The sequence below is a fragment of the Parabacteroides faecalis genome (assembly GCF_022809355.1).
Taxonomy (GTDB): Bacteria; Bacteroidota; Bacteroidia; order Bacteroidales; family Tannerellaceae; genus Parabacteroides; species Parabacteroides faecalis.
This window is the reverse complement of the sequence record NZ_JAKZMM010000003.1, coordinates 105,462-125,627: the sequence shown is the minus strand read 5'-3', so window position 1 is coordinate 125,627 and position 20,166 is coordinate 105,462. Positions and strand designations below refer to the sequence as shown.

The 20,166-nt window shown below is 42.0% G+C and carries 17 protein-coding genes and 1 pseudogene; 14 read left to right on the top strand and 4 right to left on the bottom strand.

All coding sequences use genetic code 11. From position 1 onward, the window contains the following. Positions 1–174 precede the first annotated feature (174 nt). From rlmD to MUN53_RS01950, 6 genes are all read left to right on the top strand, one after another. Positions 175–1,605: a 23S rRNA (uracil(1939)-C(5))-methyltransferase RlmD gene (gene rlmD / locus MUN53_RS01975; RefSeq protein WP_243323193.1), complete on the top strand. Its 1,431-nt coding sequence runs from the start codon at positions 175–177 to the stop codon at positions 1,603–1,605. A gap of 3 nt (positions 1,606–1,608) precedes the next feature. Continuing rightward, the gene (locus MUN53_RS01970) at positions 1,609–3,000 is read left to right on the top strand and encodes an MltF family protein (RefSeq protein WP_243323192.1); all 1,392 of its coding nucleotides are present in this window, start codon (positions 1,609–1,611) and stop codon (positions 2,998–3,000) included. 71 nt (positions 3,001–3,071) lie between these two features. After that, on the top strand, positions 3,072–4,448 hold the full coding sequence (locus MUN53_RS01965) for an aminopeptidase P family protein (RefSeq protein ID WP_243323191.1): 1,377 nt from the start codon (positions 3,072–3,074) through the stop codon (positions 4,446–4,448). A gap of 878 nt (positions 4,449–5,326) precedes the next feature. Continuing rightward, entirely contained in the window at positions 5,327–6,301 is a 975-nt protein-coding gene (locus tag MUN53_RS01960; RefSeq protein ID WP_243323190.1) for a DUF4373 domain-containing protein, read from the top strand. Further along, a complete protein-coding gene (locus MUN53_RS01955; RefSeq protein ID WP_243323189.1) occupies positions 6,298–6,993 on the top strand; it encodes a hypothetical protein in 696 nt (231 codons plus the stop codon). Before MUN53_RS01960 ends, MUN53_RS01955 begins: the two co-directional genes overlap by 4 nt. 147 nt (positions 6,994–7,140) lie before the next feature. After that, on the top strand, positions 7,141–7,299 hold the full coding sequence (locus tag MUN53_RS01950) for a hypothetical protein (RefSeq protein ID WP_243323188.1): 159 nt from the start codon (positions 7,141–7,143) through the stop codon (positions 7,297–7,299). Positions 7,300–7,329: 30 nt separating this feature from the next. Here the strand turns inward: MUN53_RS01950 and MUN53_RS01945 are convergent, their stop codons facing one another. After that, positions 7,330–7,974 carry a hypothetical protein gene (locus tag MUN53_RS01945; RefSeq protein WP_243323187.1) on the bottom strand — a complete coding sequence of 215 codons (645 nt, stop codon included), beginning with the start codon at positions 7,972–7,974 and terminating at the stop codon, positions 7,330–7,332. Between the two features lie 218 nt (positions 7,975–8,192). On the opposite strand from MUN53_RS01945, the gene MUN53_RS01940 reads away from it, so the two are divergent. From MUN53_RS01940 to MUN53_RS18280, 7 genes and pseudogenes are all read left to right on the top strand, one after another. Continuing rightward, a complete protein-coding gene (locus MUN53_RS01940) occupies positions 8,193–8,873 on the top strand; it encodes a hypothetical protein (RefSeq protein ID WP_243323186.1) in 681 nt (226 codons plus the stop codon). Between the two features lie 490 nt (positions 8,874–9,363). Further along, positions 9,364–12,216, top strand: a complete 2,853-nt coding sequence (locus MUN53_RS01935) for a DEAD/DEAH box helicase family protein (protein WP_243323185.1) — start codon at positions 9,364–9,366, stop codon at positions 12,214–12,216. A gap of 11 nt (positions 12,217–12,227) precedes the next feature. Next, positions 12,228–14,093: a DNA-methyltransferase gene (locus tag MUN53_RS01930; RefSeq protein WP_243323183.1), complete on the top strand. Its 1,866-nt coding sequence runs from the start codon at positions 12,228–12,230 to the stop codon at positions 14,091–14,093. Positions 14,094–14,107: 14 nt separating this feature from the next. After that, positions 14,108–15,103 carry an AbiH family protein gene (locus tag MUN53_RS01925; protein WP_243323181.1) on the top strand — a complete coding sequence of 332 codons (996 nt, stop codon included), beginning with the start codon at positions 14,108–14,110 and terminating at the stop codon, positions 15,101–15,103. 52 nt (positions 15,104–15,155) lie between these two features. Further along, positions 15,156–15,242: pseudogene (locus tag MUN53_RS01920) on the top strand (DUF4357 domain-containing protein); the annotation flags it as partial. Between the two features lie 284 nt (positions 15,243–15,526). Next, positions 15,527–15,952 carry an HU family DNA-binding protein gene (locus tag MUN53_RS01915; RefSeq protein ID WP_243323180.1) on the top strand — a complete coding sequence of 142 codons (426 nt, stop codon included), beginning with the start codon at positions 15,527–15,529 and terminating at the stop codon, positions 15,950–15,952. Then, positions 15,927–16,058 carry a hypothetical protein gene (locus tag MUN53_RS18280; protein WP_262918176.1) on the top strand — a complete coding sequence of 44 codons (132 nt, stop codon included), beginning with the start codon at positions 15,927–15,929 and terminating at the stop codon, positions 16,056–16,058. Before MUN53_RS01915 ends, MUN53_RS18280 begins: the two co-directional genes overlap by 26 nt. A 40-nt stretch (positions 16,059–16,098) precedes the next feature. Here MUN53_RS18280 and MUN53_RS01910 read toward each other — a convergent pair whose 3' ends face one another. Continuing rightward, positions 16,099–16,476 (bottom strand): winged helix-turn-helix transcriptional regulator, encoded by a 378-nt coding sequence (locus tag MUN53_RS01910; protein WP_243323179.1) that lies wholly within the window; start codon positions 16,474–16,476, stop codon positions 16,099–16,101. A gap of 333 nt (positions 16,477–16,809) precedes the next feature. On the opposite strand from MUN53_RS01910, the gene MUN53_RS01905 reads away from it, so the two are divergent. Next, the gene (locus tag MUN53_RS01905; RefSeq protein ID WP_243323178.1) at positions 16,810–17,265 is read left to right on the top strand and encodes an ester cyclase; all 456 of its coding nucleotides are present in this window, start codon (positions 16,810–16,812) and stop codon (positions 17,263–17,265) included. Between the two features lie 128 nt (positions 17,266–17,393). Here MUN53_RS01905 and MUN53_RS01900 read toward each other — a convergent pair whose 3' ends face one another. Both MUN53_RS01900 and MUN53_RS01895 read right to left on the bottom strand, forming a co-directional pair. Further along, on the bottom strand, positions 17,394–19,697 hold the full coding sequence (locus tag MUN53_RS01900; RefSeq protein WP_243323177.1) for a TonB-dependent receptor: 2,304 nt from the start codon (positions 19,695–19,697) through the stop codon (positions 17,394–17,396). A 100-nt stretch (positions 19,698–19,797) separates the two neighbouring features. Further along, complete coding sequence (locus MUN53_RS01895) at positions 19,798–20,154, bottom strand: hypothetical protein (protein WP_243323176.1); 357 nt, start codon at positions 20,152–20,154, stop codon at positions 19,798–19,800. Between the last annotated feature and the right edge of the window lie 12 nt (positions 20,155–20,166).

Here is a 20,166-nt window from a genome sequence, read left to right as displayed (position 1 = left end):
GTGAATTTACTGTTTTTTTATGAAACGAATAGAATATCAGCCGAGAAATATTGTATAATCAGCAGCCCGGAAGGTGTAAAACGGAGGTAAAAAGACGAAACATAGGCTTTTCATTCGCTTATTCCGGCAAATTCCGTACATTTGCAACCAGAAAATTTTTAATCCATTCATATTTTGGCACGAAAAAGAAAACCGTTACCCGTCTTGGAAGGGGTAACCATTACAGATGTGGCCGCCGAAGGAAAGGCGCTGGCTCGGGTAAACGACATGGTGGTATTTGTTCCTTATGTCGCTCCTGGTGATATAGTTGATATCCAGTTAACACGCAAAAAGCACAGCTATGCCGAAGGGAAAGCTATTGCGTTTCACAAATATGCAGAGGAACGTGCTGTACCTTTCTGCGAACATTTCGGTGTCTGCGGCGGATGCAAATGGCAGCATCTGCCCTACGAAGCACAACTACGCTACAAACAGAAACAAGTCATCGACAACCTGACCCGCATCGGTAAAATCCAAATGGAAGAAGTCCTGCCTATCTTAGGTTCTGAACATACGCAGTTTTATCGTAACAAACTGGAGTTTACCTTTTCTAACAAGAAATGGCTGACGGAAGAGCAAGTGCAGTCCGGCGAATCATTTGACTGCATGAACGGTGTCGGTTTCCATATTCCGGGAATGTTCGATAAGGTACTGGATATTCACAAATGCTGGTTGCAGGACGATATTTCCAACCGCATCCGCCTGGCAATTAAAGACTACTGCCTGACGCACGAGGGTTATCCTTTCTTCGACCTGCGCAATCAGGAAGGCTTCATCCGTACGCTGATGATCCGGACAGCTTCGACCGGCGACTTGATGGTGGTAATTGTCTTCTTCCACGAAGATAAGGAACGCCGTGAAGCGCTGCTTTCCTACGTGGCTGAGCAATTCCCGGAAATCACTTCACTACAATACGTGATCAACGGGAAATGCAACGATACCATCACCGACCAGGAAATCCTTGTTTACAAAGGGAAAGATCATATCATCGAAGAGATGGAAGGACTGAAGTTCAAAGTGGGACCGAAATCTTTCTACCAGACCAACAGTGCGCAGGCTTACAACTTATACAAGGTAGCCCGCTCGTTCGCCCAACTGACGGGGAATGAACTGGTGTACGACCTTTATACGGGAACCGGTACCATCGCCAACTTCGTTTCTCGCCAGGCCCGCAAAGTGATCGGCATCGAATACGTGCCTGAAGCCATCGAAGATGCCAAAGTCAACTCGGCCTTCAATCACATTAAGAATACGCTGTTCTACGCCGGCGACATGAAAGATATCCTGACACAAGACTTCATCAACGAACACGGACGTCCGGATGTCATCATCACCGATCCGCCACGTGCCGGCATGCACGACGATGTAATCAAGACGATTCTGTTTGCCCGTCCGCAACGGATTGTTTACGTCAGCTGTAATCCGGCAACTCAGGCACGCGATTTAAGTCTCCTCGACGGAGCGTATGCCGTGAAGAAAGTACAGCCGGTAGATATGTTCCCGCATACTCACCACGTGGAAAATGTGGTCTTGTTGGAATTAAGAACTGAAACAAACCAAGCATAAATCATGCCCAGACTCTGCTTCCTCTTCTTCACATTACTACTGCTGCTATCCGGTTGTCACAGCAACGGAAAGCAACAGGAGGAAGAGGAATGCACGCCTGCGGCCGACTTGCCGCAGCTGAAAGAAAAAGGGAAGCTGACGGCGGTCACCTTATACAGCTCTACTTCGTATTTCCAGTACAAGATGCAGCCGATGGGATACGAATACGACCTGATTGAAGACTTCGCCCAGTCGCAGGGACTGGAGCTGGAAATCAAGATTGCCCAAAGCACGGCCCAGCTGGTTTCCATGCTGCATGCCGGCGAAGCAGATGTAATCGCCTACCCGGTCTTTATCAGCAACCAGAGCAAGCAGGAAGTGCTGTTCTGCGGACACGAACAGCAGACCAGCCAGGTGATTGTCCAACGGGCCAACAAAGGAGATACGATCCTGAAGGACGTCACCGAACTGATTGGGAAAAAGATTTACGTACAGAAAAACTCCAAATACGAAGAACGGCTGAACAACCTCAACGAGGAATTAGGCGGAGGACTAGAAATTATCTCCCTCGAAAAAGATTCGTTATCCAACGAAGACCTGATCAGCATGGTTTCCAACGGAGAAATTCCCTATACCGTTAGTGATGATAACATTGCCCGGCTGAACAAGACGTATTACTGGAATATCAACATCCAGCTAAAGATCAGTTTCCCGCAGCGCTCGTCGTGGGCCGTGCGGAAAGATGCTCCCTTACTGGCTGCTGCTATCAACCAGTGGGCCACCGATACCAAGCGGAACCAGTCTTTCCGAACCATCACCAAACGCTATTTCGAACTGAGCAAGGTGTCGGAAGGTTTCGATATTCCGGAAGTTAAGAACGGACATATTTCGCCCTACGACAACCTCTTCAAGAAGCATGCCGAAGTATTGGGCTGGGACTGGCGCCTGCTGGCTTCCATCTCTTATCAGGAGTCTAAGTTCAATCCGCATGTCGTTTCCTGGGCAGGAGCCGAAGGACTGATGGGCATCATGCCGAATACGGCCCGCCGCTTAGGTGTATCTCCACACGAACTGAAAGACCCGGATGCCGGTATCCGGACAGGCGTTGAATGTCTGCGCCGTTTCCGCCAGGGATTCAGTGAAATCACAGACCCGGAAGAGAAGATCAAATTCACACTGGCTGCCTACAATGCCGGAATCGGGCACGTCTATGATGCCCAGAAACTGGCAGAGAAGTACGGGAAAGATCCGCTGGTGTGGGACAAGAACGTGGCCGAATTCATCCGCCTGAAGAATGATCCGGAATATTATAACGACCCGGTATGCAAACACGGTTATCTGCGCGGCTCAGAAACATTCGCTTATGTCAGCGAAATCATGAAACGCTACGAATATTATCAGAAAAAAGCGAAATAATATTACTTAACACACATATTCTGAAAATATTCCTACCTTTGGTTCTGTTAAATCAAAAAAATCATATTGCTATGTTTAGTAAAGACACGTATATAGCTCGCCGAGCTAAACTGAAACAGACCATCGGTTCCGGTCTGTTGCTTTTCCTGGGTAACGACGAATCAGGTATGAATTATGCAGACAACACGTACCACTTCCGCCAGGATTCTACTTTCCTTTATTTCTTCGGACTTCCGTATGCAGGGCTTTCTGCTATCATTGATATTGATAATGACCGCGAAATCATCTTTGGTGATGAGCTGACCATCGATGCCATCGTCTGGATGGGTATTCAACCGACGCTGAAAGAAAAGAGCGAGGCTGCCGGCATCAAAGAAGTCCGTCCGTTTAAGGAAATCGAAGCATATCTGAAGAACGCGCAACAGAAAGGACAGCAGATCCACTACCTGCCGACTTACCGGGCTGAACATCAGCTGAAGCTGTTTGCCTGGTTGGGTGTCATGCCGGGAGCAGAACAGCCGTCTGTTCCGTTCATCCTGGGCGTAGTCAACCAGCGTAATTACAAGAGCGCGGAAGAAATAGCCGAAATCGAAAAGGCCTGCGTGGTAACTGCCGATATGCACCTGGCTGCCATGCGTACCGTCCGTCCGGGCATCCGGGAAAGTGATGTGGCTGCCGTTGTTGCTGAGACAGCCTACAAGCACAATTACGAACTGTCGTTCCCAACGATCGCTACCGTCAACGGTCAGACACTGCACAACCATGACCACAGTCATCTGATCAAACCGGGCGACATGCTGCTGCTGGATGCCGGTGCTGAAACAGAAATGGGATATGCCGGCGATATGTCGTCGACCATTCCGGCCGACAAGAAATTCAGCCAGCGCCAACGCGATGTTTACGACATCCAGGTAGCTGCCCACGAAGCAGCCGTTGCCGCTCTGCGTCCGGGTATCAAGTTTGTCGATGTCTATGAAAAATCGTGTGCCGTAATTATGGAAGGCATGAAGAGTCTGGGCTTTGCCAAAGGCGACCCGATGGAAGCTGTTAAAGCCGGTGCCCACGCCATGTTTATGCCTTGCGGATTGGGCCACATGATGGGACTCGACGTACACGATATGGAAAACCTGGGTGAAGTCTACGTTGGCTACAACGGACAGCCGAAGAGTACACAGTTCGGACGTAAATCACTGCGCCTGGGCCGCGAACTGGAGCCGGGCTTCGTCCTGACCATCGAACCGGGTATTTATTTCATTCCTGAACTGATCGATCTCTGGAGAAGCGAGAATAAATTCACCGAGTTCCTCAACTACGACAAGCTGGAAACCTACAAGGACTTCAGCGGTATCCGCAACGAAGAAGATTATCTGATCACAGAAAACGGCGCTCGTCTGCTGGGCAAGAAGATCCCATTGCACGCCGAAGATGTAGAGAAAGAACATTGCTAATAACCCAAGAGGGTGTGCCCAAAAGCACACCTTCTTTAACATTTAGTCCATCACTATTACATACATACCAAACAAAATATTACTTATACAAAGGCAAGTCATCTTTTTGATTTATTTCATATATATTCTCCAAATGTCCGGCGTCTTTTGATCATTTTCCGGCGTCTTTTAGGTAAAAGCCGGCGTGTTTTTGAGAAAAGATAGGCAGAAAATTGAGAATGAATCCCGCCGGATTTCAACCTCGTTTATCCTCATTTATCCACATTGCCAAAACCAGGCGTTTTACCTTTGCATCAAACAACAACAAATAATTAATCGCATTATAAAAACGAATATGATTTACCCTTGGATGTACCCATGTGTAATGACGGCGTGTGAAGCGAAAATCGGAAATAGGAAAATGACTGTAGAGGCGCAAAACAATTGAAAATTGAGAATTGACAATTGAAAATGACTGTAGAGGCGTAGCGCTGCTGCGCCTCATACCAAACGCAACAGGAAAAACAGGCGAAAAACATAATAATATTATTCGTTATTATATTGATTGCCATTCGTTTGTATAATGCCGTTTTGAGGCGCAGCAACGCTACGCCTCTACAGTCGCCCCTATTATGAATTTTCAATCCCTCATTGAAGAAATTTTCAATTCTCAATTATCAATTATCAATTTTTGGGGCCTCGTTCTGGTGAGCGTTAAGCGGAGGAACGAAGTGGAGTGGCCGGAGCGTCGCTGTCTGAGCGAAGCGAGTTTGCGACGCGCACAGCGTAACGAAGTGACGGAGTAGCTCAGCAGACGCAGCCTTGAACTTTTGGTTCTTTTCTTTCAAGAGAAAAGAACGAATAATAACAAATTAATAAACAAACAAAAAAACAAAAAAATGGCGAGACCTATAAAATTGGGATTAGATTACTTCCCAATGGATACTAATGTCCTGAAAAACATGAAAATCAGGAGATTGATGAAAAAATATGAATTTTCTGGAGCCATCCTATACTTCAGTCTGCTATGCAACATCTACGAAAATTCATATTACATACAAATCGGCCAGGACTATTTATTTGACTTGGCCGATCAATTGGAGACAGAAGATACGGAAATAAAAGCCATGTTAGACTACATGGTAGAAATTAACTTATTTGATGCCGAGATGTGGAAACAGAATATATTAACCTCTAAATCCATCCAAGAACGATATCTGACAGCAAAAGGGCGTTATTTGAATGAAAAGAAACTGGAGAAACAATATTTATTGATTCCTCTTCCTGAAATCAAAGCAAGGGTTTCCACCGTGAAAACCCCGGTTTGCACAGAGAAAACCCCGGTTACCACCGTGCAAACCCCCGTTTGCACAGTGAAAAGTGCACAAAGTATAGAAAATAAAAGTATAGCAGAGAATAATAAAGAAAATGAAAGTATAAATAATCACACACACATCGCGCGCGAGAGCGAAAAAATTCGAGCACTAAAAGCCGAATGGGATCAGTGGAAGATGGAAATGCTGAATGATGAAGATTGGTGCGCTACACTGGTTCGATATAGCGGAAAAGGTATTTTGATACTCAATAACGCTTATCAAATTATGAAATGCTTCGATGATTACGTTATTTTGCGATCCAGCGAAAATACTATTCAGACAAAAAAAGATTACCAGTCCGGACTTTTTGGCTGGTGGCGATATAACAATTGGGAAACCGATTTGCAAATCCTGACCGGCGCAAAAGCTGCTATGATAGAAAACAAATGTTCCGCGCCGCGAACGACAAAAAAAACGTCCAAAATAGAAGAAGCGATGGCTGTTGCCGAACGTGCTTCTGAAATGGCTTATCAATTAATGCAACAAAACCCGTTATGAATTTAGATATATTTACCAACAAGATGCGGATGGCGTTTCAAACGCCCCGCATCATTGACATGACGCCGCGTGATTTATCGACATTCATAACCAGTCAGATCGTACAAAGCTACATCATGGTTGGTTATCAAACCTATAACGAAAAAGACATCTGCGTGCTGACGGCAAAATTAAGTTCCGATTTGCAAGAATCATATCCGTATTTGCATCGTGGCGAAATCGTTATCTGTTTCGAACTGGGCGCCAAAGGCGAGTACGGCGATTATGCAGGCGTCAATCTGCGCACATTTTGTAAATGGCTGAAAGGCTACAAAACCAGCGACTTACGCTATCGGGTGATCAAACAGATGGAACAGGAAAAGGAAGTCAAAGCCTTGCCGGCAGTGAGCCGCGAATACAACGAGCAGAGCATGAACCGACTGATCATCAAGCGGTTTCACGAATACAAGAACCGCCCGGATTTGGAAATCCCGTTTGCCAGTATCTTATATCAAGAACTGCAAAGTCGCGGTTTTATCCGCAACAGCCTGGAAGAAAAGCTCAGTGCGATGGCGCAGTTTTCCCGTTGGCGGCCACAAAACAACCTGCACGTCAGCGAAGATTACCGCCAGGCCATGATCAAACTCAAAGCCCAAGAATGGTTATTGAAACAGTATTTCAATTCATTGGCGCGCTTGCCGTTTGAAGGATGAGAATTACCCACCATTTTGCTAACGTCAGCAAAATGGTAGAATTGGCAAAAGCACTAAGCATGAGATGAATGCCTATAAACAGTGATAATGAAAATGACTGTAGAGGCGTGATACAATTGAAAATGGAGAATTAAAAATTGAAAATTAATGATAGAACATGACTGTAGAGGCGCAGCGCTGCTGCGCCTCCTACTGGCGGTATTGGGAGAACTGGCGGATAATATATTATTTCCTCGAGATGATTTTATAGAAATATTTTCTTGGCAACAAGCAATTGCACAACAATACAGATTACCTTCTATCTGATTTCATGTATGCCATACAATAGTATGAATACTAATCAGTTAGAGTTAAAGATATTTGATTGAATAGTTTTGCTATTTCATTTTGTTCTGTCTTAATAGTTTTAATAACTTGTTCATCTGATATTTCTTTAATAAATGAATCACAGGTAATTTTAAGCTGCTTTATGTCTTGTATATATTGATCTATAGTGGCAAGTGAACACTCTTTATTAGAATGAAAAGAAAGTCTTTTCTTTAATTTATCGATGCTTTGCAATATTTTTAAATGAGATATATTGAGTATGTTTTCCAAATTTCGTATTGTCTTAAAAACATACTCTATATCAATTGAAAAGTTATCATTCTTCTTAAAAAGAGAGGTTGGATCTGGATTTATTTTAATGGTATAAAGATCTCCATTTATATCCTTTACGCTAATTTCATCAGAATAGCCACCCCAAGAATAAGGCATTTTTACGATTGGAGAGATTTGCCACGATTTTATTTTCAATTCTTCTAATCTCCCAGAAGTAAAAATATACATATTATTAAACCCATTTCCATTATAACTGTCACCTCTAGCTATTCCAATTCTATATTGGCATACAGAATTAGAATCTTCGTTATTGGAAGAAGTTATATATACTGTATCTAAAAAGATATTTACATCATAATAAATAAAAAAGCAGTCCGTCATATAAACTCATTTAATATGTGCAAATATAACAATAAAAATCAAACAGTAATTATGTATCTCATTAATGGTAATCTCCAAAGAATACTCAATTAATGAAGTTTGAAAACTGGAATTTCTTTTGCGGTTGATGAGGAATTTGCATTTAGTCTGTAAATGAGAGATGGTAAAAAATTTTGCTATCTTTGTTTGCTTTATTTTAATCGAATAAATAGAAAAATATGGAGGACAAAAATTGTACGATAAATATTAAATCCTTACCAGAGATATTCCTAAAAGCAAACTTTTTGGGTAATGGTAAAAGTTATTATTTAAAAAATGATATTAAGTTATACTATAAAAAATTAGAATGTGCATTAAATGATATAAAGGAAGGAAAACATACTGATTATCTGTTTTTTAGTTTTATTTCATTATCATCCGCCACATTAGAGTATTCACTAAACCTTATGTATAGTATATATTGTTTCTTTAACTTCAATTTTCCTCAATGCAAAACTTATTTGGAAGTTTATAAAAATTTGCGATTTAAGAATAAGTTATTTATTTTACCACATGTATTATCTGAAGGAAAAGTTGAACTTAATGATGAAAATCAAAATGTCAAAACATTGTATGAATTAATTTCTATTAGAAACAAAGTATTACATAATTCAGAAGACGCTCAAGAATTTGTTTTTCCAAATATTCAGGCTTCTATAATAGACAATAAACTCTTTGTTCCTATTGAAAATGCTACAATAGATTTTGAAATTTCAACAAAAGAAAACATAATGGAAGCATTAAATGAAGAACTATGCATTAGAATTGGAAATGCAATGTTAACTTTCTATAAAATGCTTTTTATTCCATATATAGAAAAAGGAGTGTTAGATAATAACGATTTACTTAGGAACAAGTAATAAATAGAATATTAATTATATTTAGGTTGCGGCTCATTCTGTTCAGCATTTTGGATAATTCCCGTATTGCACCCTCGAAGAATTCTGTATAACAATGCTGTGCAAAAGGCGTTTTATCCAAGGAACATCTACTGAAAAAGAATAGAATTGCCAAAATTGTCCGCTTTTTCACCGCCAACGAAAAAGTTAGAGGCATAACCTAACGCAATTTTTTTGCAAGAAAAGGATTTCCTCTCCTTTTCTCTTTTTATAAGAATCATATTTTTTATCTTTGTAAAATAACAAAGGATAAACCCAAAAACTGAATAAAAAAGTGCTTGAAGAAGAAGGCGTCAAACAGACTTAACTGGCAGAGAACCTTGACAAAAGCTTCTGCATTGTCAATTTTATTGTTCACAATCACTGACAGTCAAGTTAAGAAATACTGTTTGAAATAACGAAGACTCTTCAGGTTGATCCTAAAGATTTAATAGATAGTAATAAGTAAACTATGTTTTACAAACTGATAAAGAAGAAATGCGACGAATGGATGGATTCAGCTGATTGTACCATCCGTGAATTGATACAATATATTTATGTGCAAAACAAGATGCGTGATGCCCAGGTTGAGGCAATCAAAATATATCTGTTTCTAAAAATTGCTTGTGGTAACAGACCTTTGTGGCAATTATTTACTGAAGGACGATTCAATAGTTTGGATTTTAACACTATCGAACTAACAGTAGAAGCCCGGAATATACTTTCTACAAACAAAGCTGCCGCCGCGTTATTGGAATATTCGTTATTAACAGACAAAAATGGAAATCAGTTAGCACCAGAGTTAGAAAAGGTCATTAAATCGCAGAGCGAACACATCAATTATGAAGATGTCTTTAAAAAGATATTTTATGAGGTAAACTATACAGACTATCTTTTCAGTCTTCCTATGGGAGCTGGAAAGACTTACTTGATGGCTGCTTTCATTTATCTGGACTTATATTTTGCGCTGAATGAACCCGATAATCCGGCTTTTGCCCATAATTTCATGGTATTGGCTCCTTCAGGTTTGAAGTCGTCTATCATTCCAAGTTTAAAGCATATCCAGGAATTCGATCCGACATGGATAATTCCTGAACCTACAGCTTCCAATCTGAAAAGAATGATCAAGTTTGAGATTTTAGACGAACAGAAGTCTGCCAAGAAAAGTAATCTGGTAAGAAATCCGAATGCCCAAAAGATAAATAACCATCAACCTTTGGAGGACTTAATGGGACTGGTTGCTATAACCAATGCAGAGAAAGTAATCCTCGACCGCGTAGATAAAGATGAAGATACTAATATATTCGACAAAGAAGAATTGGCAAAAATTCGCATAGCCAATGAGTTGCGTGATATTATTGGAAGAATTCCTCATCTGGCTGTATTTATAGATGAAGTGCATCATGCTGCGGATGGAGAAATCAAGCTGCGCCAAGTAGTAGAAGACTGGACTAAAAAACATTCTTTTTGTGGCGTATTGGGTTTTTCAGGTACACCTTATCTTGAAAAAGCAGAAAGCGTCAAATTGACAGATTCTTTTTTGATAAAGAATACCGACCTTTCTAACGTGGTTTATTACTATCCTTTAATAAAAGGTGTAGGAAATTTCCTTAAAGTACCCGAAGTAAAATACGCCGATAACGATATGGAAACCATCGTAAAAAACGGAGTCAAGGAATTTTTGGATAAATATCGTAATACGGTTTACGCCAATGGTACTTGTGCCAAGTTAGCCATTTATTGCGGGAAGATAGAAACATTAGAAGAACTGATTTATCCACTTGTTACACGTATCGTTTCAGAATATGGCCTGAACCCAACAGAGGCAATTCTGAAATATCATGGAGGAAATAAAACCTATCCACAACCAGAAGGCTCGGGAACAGAGTTTGATTCACTTGATACCGATTTTTCAAAAATCCGTATTGTGTTGTTGGTTCAAATCGGTAAGGAAGGTTGGGACTGTAAAAGCCTGACAGGAGTTATCTTACCTCAAAAAGGGGTATGTCCTACCAACATGGTGTTGCAAACCAGTTGCCGATGCTTGCGCCAAGTCGTAAAGAATACGGATGAAACAGCTTTGATATGGCTGAACAAGTTCAATGCCGATACACTGAATAAACAGCTGAAGCAGCAACAGAACATTTCTTTACAGGAATTCAATCAAGGCAAGCACCAGAAGAACATTCAGATAGAACGTTTCTCCAGAATGGACAAACTGAAAGTTCCACCCATTGATTTTTTCCAACTGAAGGTTTCTTATCAGACTTTAACTACAGAAGAGCACCCGCATACAACTGAAAAGCTGACAGATGAAAATATTTTCGTAGAAGCGGATACTACTTTAATTCATAAACAAGACTTGGAAGGTAAAGTACTTGGGCATTACTTGGCTGAAACAGAAACAGGCGAATACATTTCTTTTCGACAATGGTTATACCTGATAGTAAAAGAAAGTTTTCACACGCTAACTTTGGAAAGTTTAAAGAAATATGAGGATATCCTTAAAAATATTTTTGAGCGCATTACGGTAAAAGACGAAATGAGTAATTCGCGATATGACAATCACTACGATCAAGACAATATCCGTTCACTCATCCGGAAAGCTTTTGTACCCAAACGTGATTTCTCAGTCAAAGAGGAGATTGTTCCTTGCAAAGCCAGTCTGTTACAAATAGAGAGACTTGTCTCTCCTATTTCTGTGCAAGATGACAAACCATTTTTCCCATCTCAAGACATTGTCAAAACAATTGTGGATTGGGATGCCAATGCACTGAACAAGGTTTTGTCGCCCGAAGAACTAGCATTGATCGAGAAGATGAAAAAGATGGGATATCCCGTACCCGAGCCAACTGATCCACATCCAGAACGCAAACAGACCTATCATTATCTGCCTTATCGTTTCGATAGTGGATTAGAGCGTGAATTTTTCAAAGACTCTGTTTTACCTATTTTGGGAGAATATAAATCTAAATTGGAAATCTATTTCAATGGTGATGACACACTCACCAACTTTAAAATAGATTGTTATAAGCAAGTAAACAAAGAATGGATATATATCGGTAAGTATGTGCCTGACTTTTTGCTGCTGAACAGAAAAGATGATGGTACTATCCAACAGATCATCATTATCGAAACGAAAGGTGAAGGTTTTGCAGCTAAATTTGCCGACCGCCGACAGTTTATGGAAACCGAGTTTATTCGTAAAAACAATGAACGTTTCGGATACGAACGTTTCCGCTTCTTATATCTTGAAGATACTCTTACTAAAGAAGAAAGAGAGAAAAAGACAATAAAAGCAATAAAAGAGTTTTTCAACATTTAAACTACGAAATAATGGCTATAAAATACATACCCTATTTTCCCAATACATTGGAAGGTCAAGCCGTGCTCGACAATTTTGTACGCACCAAGTGTGTCCTTCGCTATCGCGACAACGACCGTGTGGAAGAACGCATCAAGCAAGGCATGCCTCTATACGAAACCGAGTTGCAAGAACGTATAGGGAAAAACGAAGATGGAAATCTTGTGCTTCGTGGCGAATGCCTTTCGGCTTGTGCCTACCTGAAAGACAAAGGTATTACCGTGGACTTGGTTTATATTGACCCACCTTTTGCCAGCGGTGCCGATTATGCCAAAAAGGTATATCTTCGCCGCAATCCCAAAGTGGCTGAGGCCATCCGTCAGGCTGAAAGCGAACTGGATATAGAAGAACTGCGTTCGTTTGAGGAAAAGATGTATGGTGACATTTGGGACAAAGAAAGTTACCTCAATTGGATGTACGAGAATCTGATGGCTATCAAGTCTGTAATGAGCGATACGGCAAGCATTTATGTGCATTTGGATTGGCATATTGGACATTATGTAAAGATATTGATGGATGAGGTGTTTGGGGAGGATAATTTTAGAAATGAAATAATTTGGCATTATAGAACTGGAAATCTTTCGTTTAATAATTTTCAGAGGAAACATGATACAATATTCTTTTATGTAAAGAATAATGAAGCTTATTTTAAACAACAATATGTAAAAGAATATTATGTTCAAATATATGGACCTGATAAAAAACTTGCAATGAAAGGTCCCAACGATGGTAAAGATGAATATGGTGAATTTAAAATATCACAAATGGATGATGTGTGGAATTTATCTTCTGTTTTTACATTAAGTAATGAGCATCAAGCATATGCTACTCAAAAGCCTGAAGTCCTTCTTGAACGCATTATTAAGGCCAGCAGCAATGAAGGAATGGTTGTCGCCGATTTCTTTGGTGGCAGTGGTGTAACGACAGCTGTTGCAAACAGATTAGGACGTAAATTCATTCATACAGATATTAACATCAATAGTATCCAGACGACACGAGATCGTCTTTTGGCAGCCAAAGCAGAATTTGATGTCATGGAAATAAAAGACGGGGTTTCGTTATATCGTAACCCTGTGCAGACTATGGAACGCCTGAAGAAACTGATACCAAGCCTTAGAAACGAGGATACTTTGGATAAATTCTGGGCAGGTTGTATTGTAGATACCAAGTACGGAATGATCCCCGTCTATCTCCCCAATCTGATGGATGGCAGCACTCGCGTGTTGGACAAGCCTTTGATGAATCACATCATCCGTAAAGCTATGCCTGACTTACCAGACAATACGAAACGAGTCATTATTTATTACATTGACATTGATAACCGCAAAAAGCTAGAACGCTTCATCAAAGAGCGGGGAAATCCACTTATCACGATAGAGCTTCGCGACTTGAAACAGGTACTCGACAATGTAGTAGCGGAAGATTTTGCAGAATGGGAAGTTACCGAAGAATCAACTGGATTGTTTAATGGCTGGAAAGTTGAAATCAAACAGTTCCAGAGTGATCGTGTACGTCAAAAGATTTATGAAATAAACCAGAAAAATCAGTTACAGGCATTACAACAAAAACCTAAAAGTAAAGAAAAGACTTTCACGCCTATTCTTATCAGCGACGAAGGTCTGGAAACTATCGAATGGATAAGTCTGGATTGTACTACAGCCGAGAAGGACGCGCCCTGGCATAGCGATAGCGAAATCAAGATTGACAAGGTGGGATATGTCATCAAGAATGGAACCAAAACAACAGAATACTGGGATGCCTGTATTCGTTGCGACCATAAGCCTCTGCGGATGAAAATTCGCAATATTTGTGGGGATGAAACTGTTTATAATTTATAGTTTAAGGTAAAGTAATGAAAGTTGTATATTTAATTGGCAATGGATTTGATTTGAATCTTGGCCTCAAGACCAGTTATAGTGATTTCTATACATATTACTTAAATATTGAAAGTAATGATATTCAGATTGCTCAATTAAAAGAGCATCTAAAACATGATAAAGACAATGAAGGACGGTATCAATATTGGTCAGATCTTGAAATAGCAATGGGAGAATATACTAAAGAATTCTCTCGTAGAGAAGATATGGAAAAGGTCTACAATGATTTGAATGACAATCTTCGTGATTATATTATGAAGGTTGAACAGGATAATATTCAAAGTGATGCTGATAAAAAAGATAAATTAAAAAGAGATTTAGCACATCCAGAAAGATATTTAAGAGAAATCTTCAAAGAAGAATTTCGCTCATATGTAAAAAAATGGGAAACGAGTACTTATGAAACTTTTATCATATCATTTAATTATACAAATACGATAGAAGCAATATTGAACATGAAAGGGTCTGGATTTATAGAGATAGGACAAACAATATTTAACCGAAGTAACTTACTTTATCCTATCATTCATATTCATGGCCTGTCTAATACTCCAATCATAGGATTAAATGATGTATCACAAATCAGAAATGAGTCGTTCAAAGAAGATGAGGATGTGCAAGAATTTCTTTTGAAACCTAAAATAAATAAAGCAGTTGGACATTTAAATGATAAAAAATCGCTCTTTAATATCAGCCAAGCCAACCTGATTTATTTATTTGGAGTGTCGTTAGGTGATACTGATAAATTATGGTGGGAAGCCGTAGGGGAACGTTTAAAACTCGATTGCAGGATTATTTATTTTGTATACAATCCTAATGAGCATCCACGCCATAACGAATTAACTAGGATCAGGAGGAAATATAAAGAATTCCTATTGTCAAAAACTCAATTGACAAATGAAGAAAAACAGGAGGCTTTTAATAAGATTTTTATAGTGCTTAATTCTGACATGTTTAATTTGAAAAAGTAATGAAAAGACTGTACACTATTCTTGATTCCATAGGATATAAATGTTTTATTGCATGGGCAAAACAGTAACCACATATCTCATTGACGGCGATCCAAAAGGAACGCAATACTCGTTCATCAGCAACAAGATTTGCCTAATGCAAGAGAACCCCAACACTCGAGGCGCAGCAGCGCTGCGCCTCTACTTCGCATAATGAAGAATGCCGGTTTTTGTCTGCTCCAGTCGGCCATTTTCCCTAAAACTTCCCCTTATTTCATCCACATTCATCCACACTGATCCCATTTGATCCCTTTTCGTCCACATTCATCCACACTGATCCACACTGATCCACACGGCGATTTTGGGGCGTTGTATCTTTGTAGTGTGACAAGAGAGGAAGAGGCGCGGTTGCCGAACCTATTAAAAACTTGTCCTGATAAAGTTATGGCAATTTCTTATACGTTAGTGCAGAGAAAAGACATGAGTAGGGGTGCGTTGGAAGACGCGAAGTTGTATTATGCCCAGGCAGTGAGCACGCGCCGGGTGGAGTTTGACGATTTGTGCGATGAGATCGCAGAAACCTGTACGCTGACTTCAGCCGACATCAAGGCGGTGTTGGACCGTGTAATCTGGGGCATGGTAACACACCTGAAGAACAGCGAGATCGTTCAGTTCGGTGATTTGGGTAATTTCCGCATCGCCGTGGGCAGTGCCGGATCAGCCTCGCCCGAAGAATTCACGGCAACCATGCTCCGCAAGCCGAAGGTAGTGTTCCATCCGGGCAAGCGCTTGCAGGAAATGCGCGATGTCGCCAAGTTCGCCCGCTTCACCGTCGATAAAGACGATGGCACAGATGGCGGCGGCGTGTAAGCCCTGCCCTGTAATGATCCGGCTTCCCCGAAGTCTGGCTGTCACATCAGTCGCTTCCGGGAAGCCGGATTTGTTTTTGGATGGATTGATGAAAGAACAGACATAGCCCTTGATTTTGTGTCAAAAGGGAAGAGAGGAAGACGGAATTATCCTTCATCTTCCGCTTCGAACTCTTTCCGGTGTGCTACTATCTTTTTCATATTGGTCTGTGCCCACTCCGTTAGCTGAACAATAAGAGGAACCAGCGTGCGCCCCATTTCCGTCAGTTGGTATTCAACTTTCGGAGGAACAACAGGATAAGTTGTACGTGAAACAAGGCCGTCTGCTTCCAGTGTCTTTAATGTACCCGACAAAACACGTGACGAAATATCCGGTATCAACCGGCATAATTCGCTAAAACGAACCTTTTCGTGTTCGCTTAAAACCAACACTACCAATAAGGCCCATTTATTGCCAAAACGTGCGATCACATTACGAACCGGGCATATTTCAATGATTGAGTTTCTCTCTTCCTTTCTTAGCATCTCTTACAAATCAGAAGTTACTTTTATCGCAAAGTTAGTCATGATATCCGTTATATAATGCAGCCTACTAAAAATTATATTTCTTAACATATTGCTAACAGACTGGTTTTGTACAAAAGCGAGAAATAGGTTACTATGGGATAAAAATATAACGTATTGTTGGATAGCTTTGTAAAAGCTAACTTTGCAGTATTATATGCGTGAATAACATTGCCTCTTACGGTCTGTTGCACTTGGTGAAACTCTCTATGTAATCAGACCGGAGTAGAATAGCTGCCGACAAAGTTTTTCCGCAAAGAAATTTCATTTAATCAGTAAAATAACCAAAGAAAAATGACAAAAGTAATGACTATGCCATCAGTAACCGACGCGAACAAACAGGTAATGGAACAGTTTATTCGCTTCATCAATACGGGCGACAAGAGTATCGGAGAAGCCATCATCTCGCCCGACGTAATATTTTATGCTCCGACATCGCCTGAGCCCCTGCACGGATTAAATGGCTATATTGCCGTTCTCGACATGATGCGTGGAGCTATGCCTGATGTACAATGGAAAGCGGAGGAATTCATTGCGGAAGGAGACAAAGTGATGATCCGTTTTACGATGAGCGGGACACAAACACAACCTTTCATGGGAATACCGGCAACAGGAAAGGCTGTCAAAGTAACAGCAATGAATATTTATCAGCTGAAAGACGGCAAGATTATTCGTGAACACGGGTTGCCCGACATCTTCACGATGTTGCAACAGCTCGGTGCCATTCCGGCTCCCGCTCCTCAACAATAACCGGGATACGCGAAGTGATGGAGTATTTCTAAAATTCCGGTGAGCCTCAGCGGGAACTTGGCTGCTCGGGGAAAAAACCGATGAGGCTCAGCGGAATTCATCTTATATTACTACTCGTTTCTTTTCTCTCAATAAGAAATCTTACAGCCTACGAAATAACTCCGCGGCATGCCGGGACCATATATATAACCCGCATCGCGTTTCTCGCCCTGGTCGAAATCATTCTGATAGGCATTGAAGATATTCTTCACGCCGGCATTCACCTGCAGGGTTACGGTCTTAAACAACGGAATATCATAGCCCACCTTCAGGTTCAGGTCGAAGAAATCGGGCGTCGTCACATCCTTATCCGGGATATTGTATCCTTCCCGCAAATTATGCTGCACCAGCATGCTGCCCGTATACGTTCCCGTCAGGGCAAGCGACAGACGCTTCACCGGCGTAAAGGTGGATGTCAGGTAACCATACAAATCGGGTGTGCGGTACATCTTTTTCTGCGGAGTCACATCGTCGCTCCACTGCATGGCTTCCTTATAACGGCTCCGCTGCCAGGTAGCTCCTGCCTGAATCTGCATCCACGCGTAGGCCATCTTTCCTTCCAGGTTCAATCCCATCACCCGTGCGCCGGAAGCATTATAACGCACCATCACGATATCGCCATGCTCGTCGAGGCCCGTCTTCTTCAGGTCAAACACATCCTTCAAGTCGGTATAGAATCCTTCCACCAGAAAGTTCACCTGCACCGGACCGAAGCGATGGTAGTAATCGACCGACGCACTCAGGCTGTTGGAACGCTCTTCCTTCAAATTGTCGGACAGTTCAATCTTCGAAACCGTACCGCCCACCGCCTCGATATGCAAATCTTCGTCGAATGCCTGCGGAGCCCGGAAACCGCTTGAGTAAGCCAGGCGGATATTGATATTGTCGGTCGGGTTATAACGCACATTCGCCCGCGGACTGAAGATGACGTGATTGATCAGGTTGTGCTTATCCAGACGGCCACCGATCAGGAAGCTCCACCGCTTGTTCTTCCATTCATTCTGCAAGAACACACTCTCGATATGTGTCGTCTGCTTCACCTCGCGATCATGACCGAGCATCAAGTCGTGCAGATTGTCGAAGTTATACTCCAATCCGGTAGTCAGTTCGGCCGGCATGAACAGGCAGCGGTCGAACGAATAGCTATATTGCGAGCCGACGATGGCCGTCATATCCGTGGTCGAGCCATAAGCATTCGGGTCCTTTCCGGCTCCATAATAACTCTCGCGCTTGGTATGCTGTGCCGATGCATAGGCTCCGAAACGATGCTTATAATCTTTCGAGAACAAATCATACTTCAATCCGCCACCGTTGATGTCATGATCGGTCTGCTCGGCAATATCCGCTTCGTGAGGAGGCTTGTTGAACGAGTTTCCGCCCCGGCGGAATTCATGGATGCCATGGTACTCCAACGTCAGTTTCGAATAATTACTTGTCTTCAGATACGAACGGAAACCGATGGTCTTCGCACGGATTTTTCCCAATTCCGAATAACCGTCGCCGTCATGGTCATACGGATCACGGATACGGCTCTGACCGAAGATATAAATACCCGCTTTCTGATCGTCGGTTACCAACGAGGCATTCACCGTGGTGTTATTGTCGGCACTGCTTCCACCAACCATGGTCAGCGAATGAGACACCTGGGCTGAATTGCGCAAAGGCTCTTTGGTAATAATATTGATGGTTCCCGCAATCGCCGACGAGCCGAACAAGGCCGAACCACCACCGCGCATCACTTCCACCCGTTCGATCATATTGGCCGGAATCTGTTCCAATCCATACACGCCGGTCAATGCGCTGAAGATAGGACGGCTGTCTACCAATATCTGCGTATAAGGTCCGTCCAGACCGTTGATACGCACCTGCTGGAAACCACAGTTCTGGCAGTTATTCTCGACCCGCACGCCCGGCTGGAAATTCAGTCCTTCGGCCAACGACACCGCATTGGACGATTCAAACACTTTCGAATCCAAGACATTCACCAGCGACGGAGCCATCCGGCGTGTTGTCTCATTACGGTTGGCCGAAACGACAACGCCATCCAGAGAAACAGCATCTTCTTCCGCCTCAAAATTCACCTCCAAGGTTTTCCCTTTCTTGAGAACCACCTTCTTCTTGACCGTCTGATACCCGATCGATTTCAGCACCAGCTGAAATTCTCCTTCCGGCAGATTGGTCAACGAGTAATGACCGGTAGCATCGGTAACCGTTCCGATCGTTGTTCCTTCCAGGAAAATATTCACATAAGAGATATGCTCTCCTGATTTTTTATCTACAACATGTCCGAAGATATTGGCATCAGACGGATTCAAATTCATTCCCTCGTGTTCAGCTCTGGCAGCAAACAGGATACAGCACAGACTGAACCATACTAAAAATATTCTTTGCATGATTTCATTTCTTTTAGGATAATAAATTGGGTATGCCCTCTCCTTTCGACAGAAGAAGCCATAATGATTCAGGGCCCGGAAAACGATCCTGCCCTTTGGATTAAATGAATGAAATCAGAACCGGAGGAGCCCGCAGATGATAAGGAATAAAACAAACCTTTCTCAAGAGCCCGAAAACCTGCGATTCAATTTCCTGCAAGAAAGAAGGAATGAAATCGAACAGAGAGAGAACGGTAACGGCTCCGTCTTCTACAGTAATCGTAGAAAGAGCATGAAACAGCTGCAATTCCTGTAAAGAATGCTTATGCTGTCCGTCCTTGTCTTGAGAAGGGTGAGCGTGCACGATCGTAACACCGTTCACAATATGAACGTGTGTGAATGAGACGATTTCTCCCAAATACAAGATGAAGATAATCGGGAGAATCCATCGGAGATATGTCTGCAATCGTGCTTTCAATGATCAAATCTT

Bases quoted from the DNA above. Each gene is read 5' to 3' on its own strand.
- MUN53_RS01970 (WP_243323192.1), top strand. From the start codon at position 1,609: ATGCCCAGACTCTGCTTCCTCTTCTTCACATTACTACTGCTGCTATCC.
- MUN53_RS01965 (WP_243323191.1), top strand. From the start codon at position 3,072: ATGTTTAGTAAAGACACGTATATAGCTCGCCGAGCTAAACTGAAACAG.
- MUN53_RS01960 (WP_243323190.1), top strand. From the start codon at position 5,327: ATGGCGAGACCTATAAAATTGGGATTAGATTACTTCCCAATGGATACT.
- MUN53_RS01955 (WP_243323189.1), top strand. From the start codon at position 6,298: ATGAATTTAGATATATTTACCAACAAGATGCGGATGGCGTTTCAAACG.
- MUN53_RS01950 (WP_243323188.1), top strand. From the start codon at position 7,141: ATGATAGAACATGACTGTAGAGGCGCAGCGCTGCTGCGCCTCCTACTG.
- MUN53_RS01945 (WP_243323187.1), bottom strand. From the start codon at position 7,974: ATGACGGACTGCTTTTTTATTTATTATGATGTAAATATCTTTTTAGAT.
- MUN53_RS01940 (WP_243323186.1), top strand. From the start codon at position 8,193: ATGGAGGACAAAAATTGTACGATAAATATTAAATCCTTACCAGAGATA.
- MUN53_RS01935 (WP_243323185.1), top strand. From the start codon at position 9,364: ATGTTTTACAAACTGATAAAGAAGAAATGCGACGAATGGATGGATTCA.
- MUN53_RS01930 (WP_243323183.1), top strand. From the start codon at position 12,228: ATGGCTATAAAATACATACCCTATTTTCCCAATACATTGGAAGGTCAA.
- MUN53_RS01925 (WP_243323181.1), top strand. From the start codon at position 14,108: ATGAAAGTTGTATATTTAATTGGCAATGGATTTGATTTGAATCTTGGC.
- MUN53_RS01915 (WP_243323180.1), top strand. From the start codon at position 15,527: ATGGCAATTTCTTATACGTTAGTGCAGAGAAAAGACATGAGTAGGGGT.
- MUN53_RS18280 (WP_262918176.1), top strand. From the start codon at position 15,927: ATGGCACAGATGGCGGCGGCGTGTAAGCCCTGCCCTGTAATGATCCGG.
- MUN53_RS01910 (WP_243323179.1), bottom strand. From the start codon at position 16,476: ATGCTAAGAAAGGAAGAGAGAAACTCAATCATTGAAATATGCCCGGTT.
- MUN53_RS01905 (WP_243323178.1), top strand. From the start codon at position 16,810: ATGACAAAAGTAATGACTATGCCATCAGTAACCGACGCGAACAAACAG.
- MUN53_RS01900 (WP_243323177.1), bottom strand. From the start codon at position 19,697: ATGCAAAGAATATTTTTAGTATGGTTCAGTCTGTGCTGTATCCTGTTT.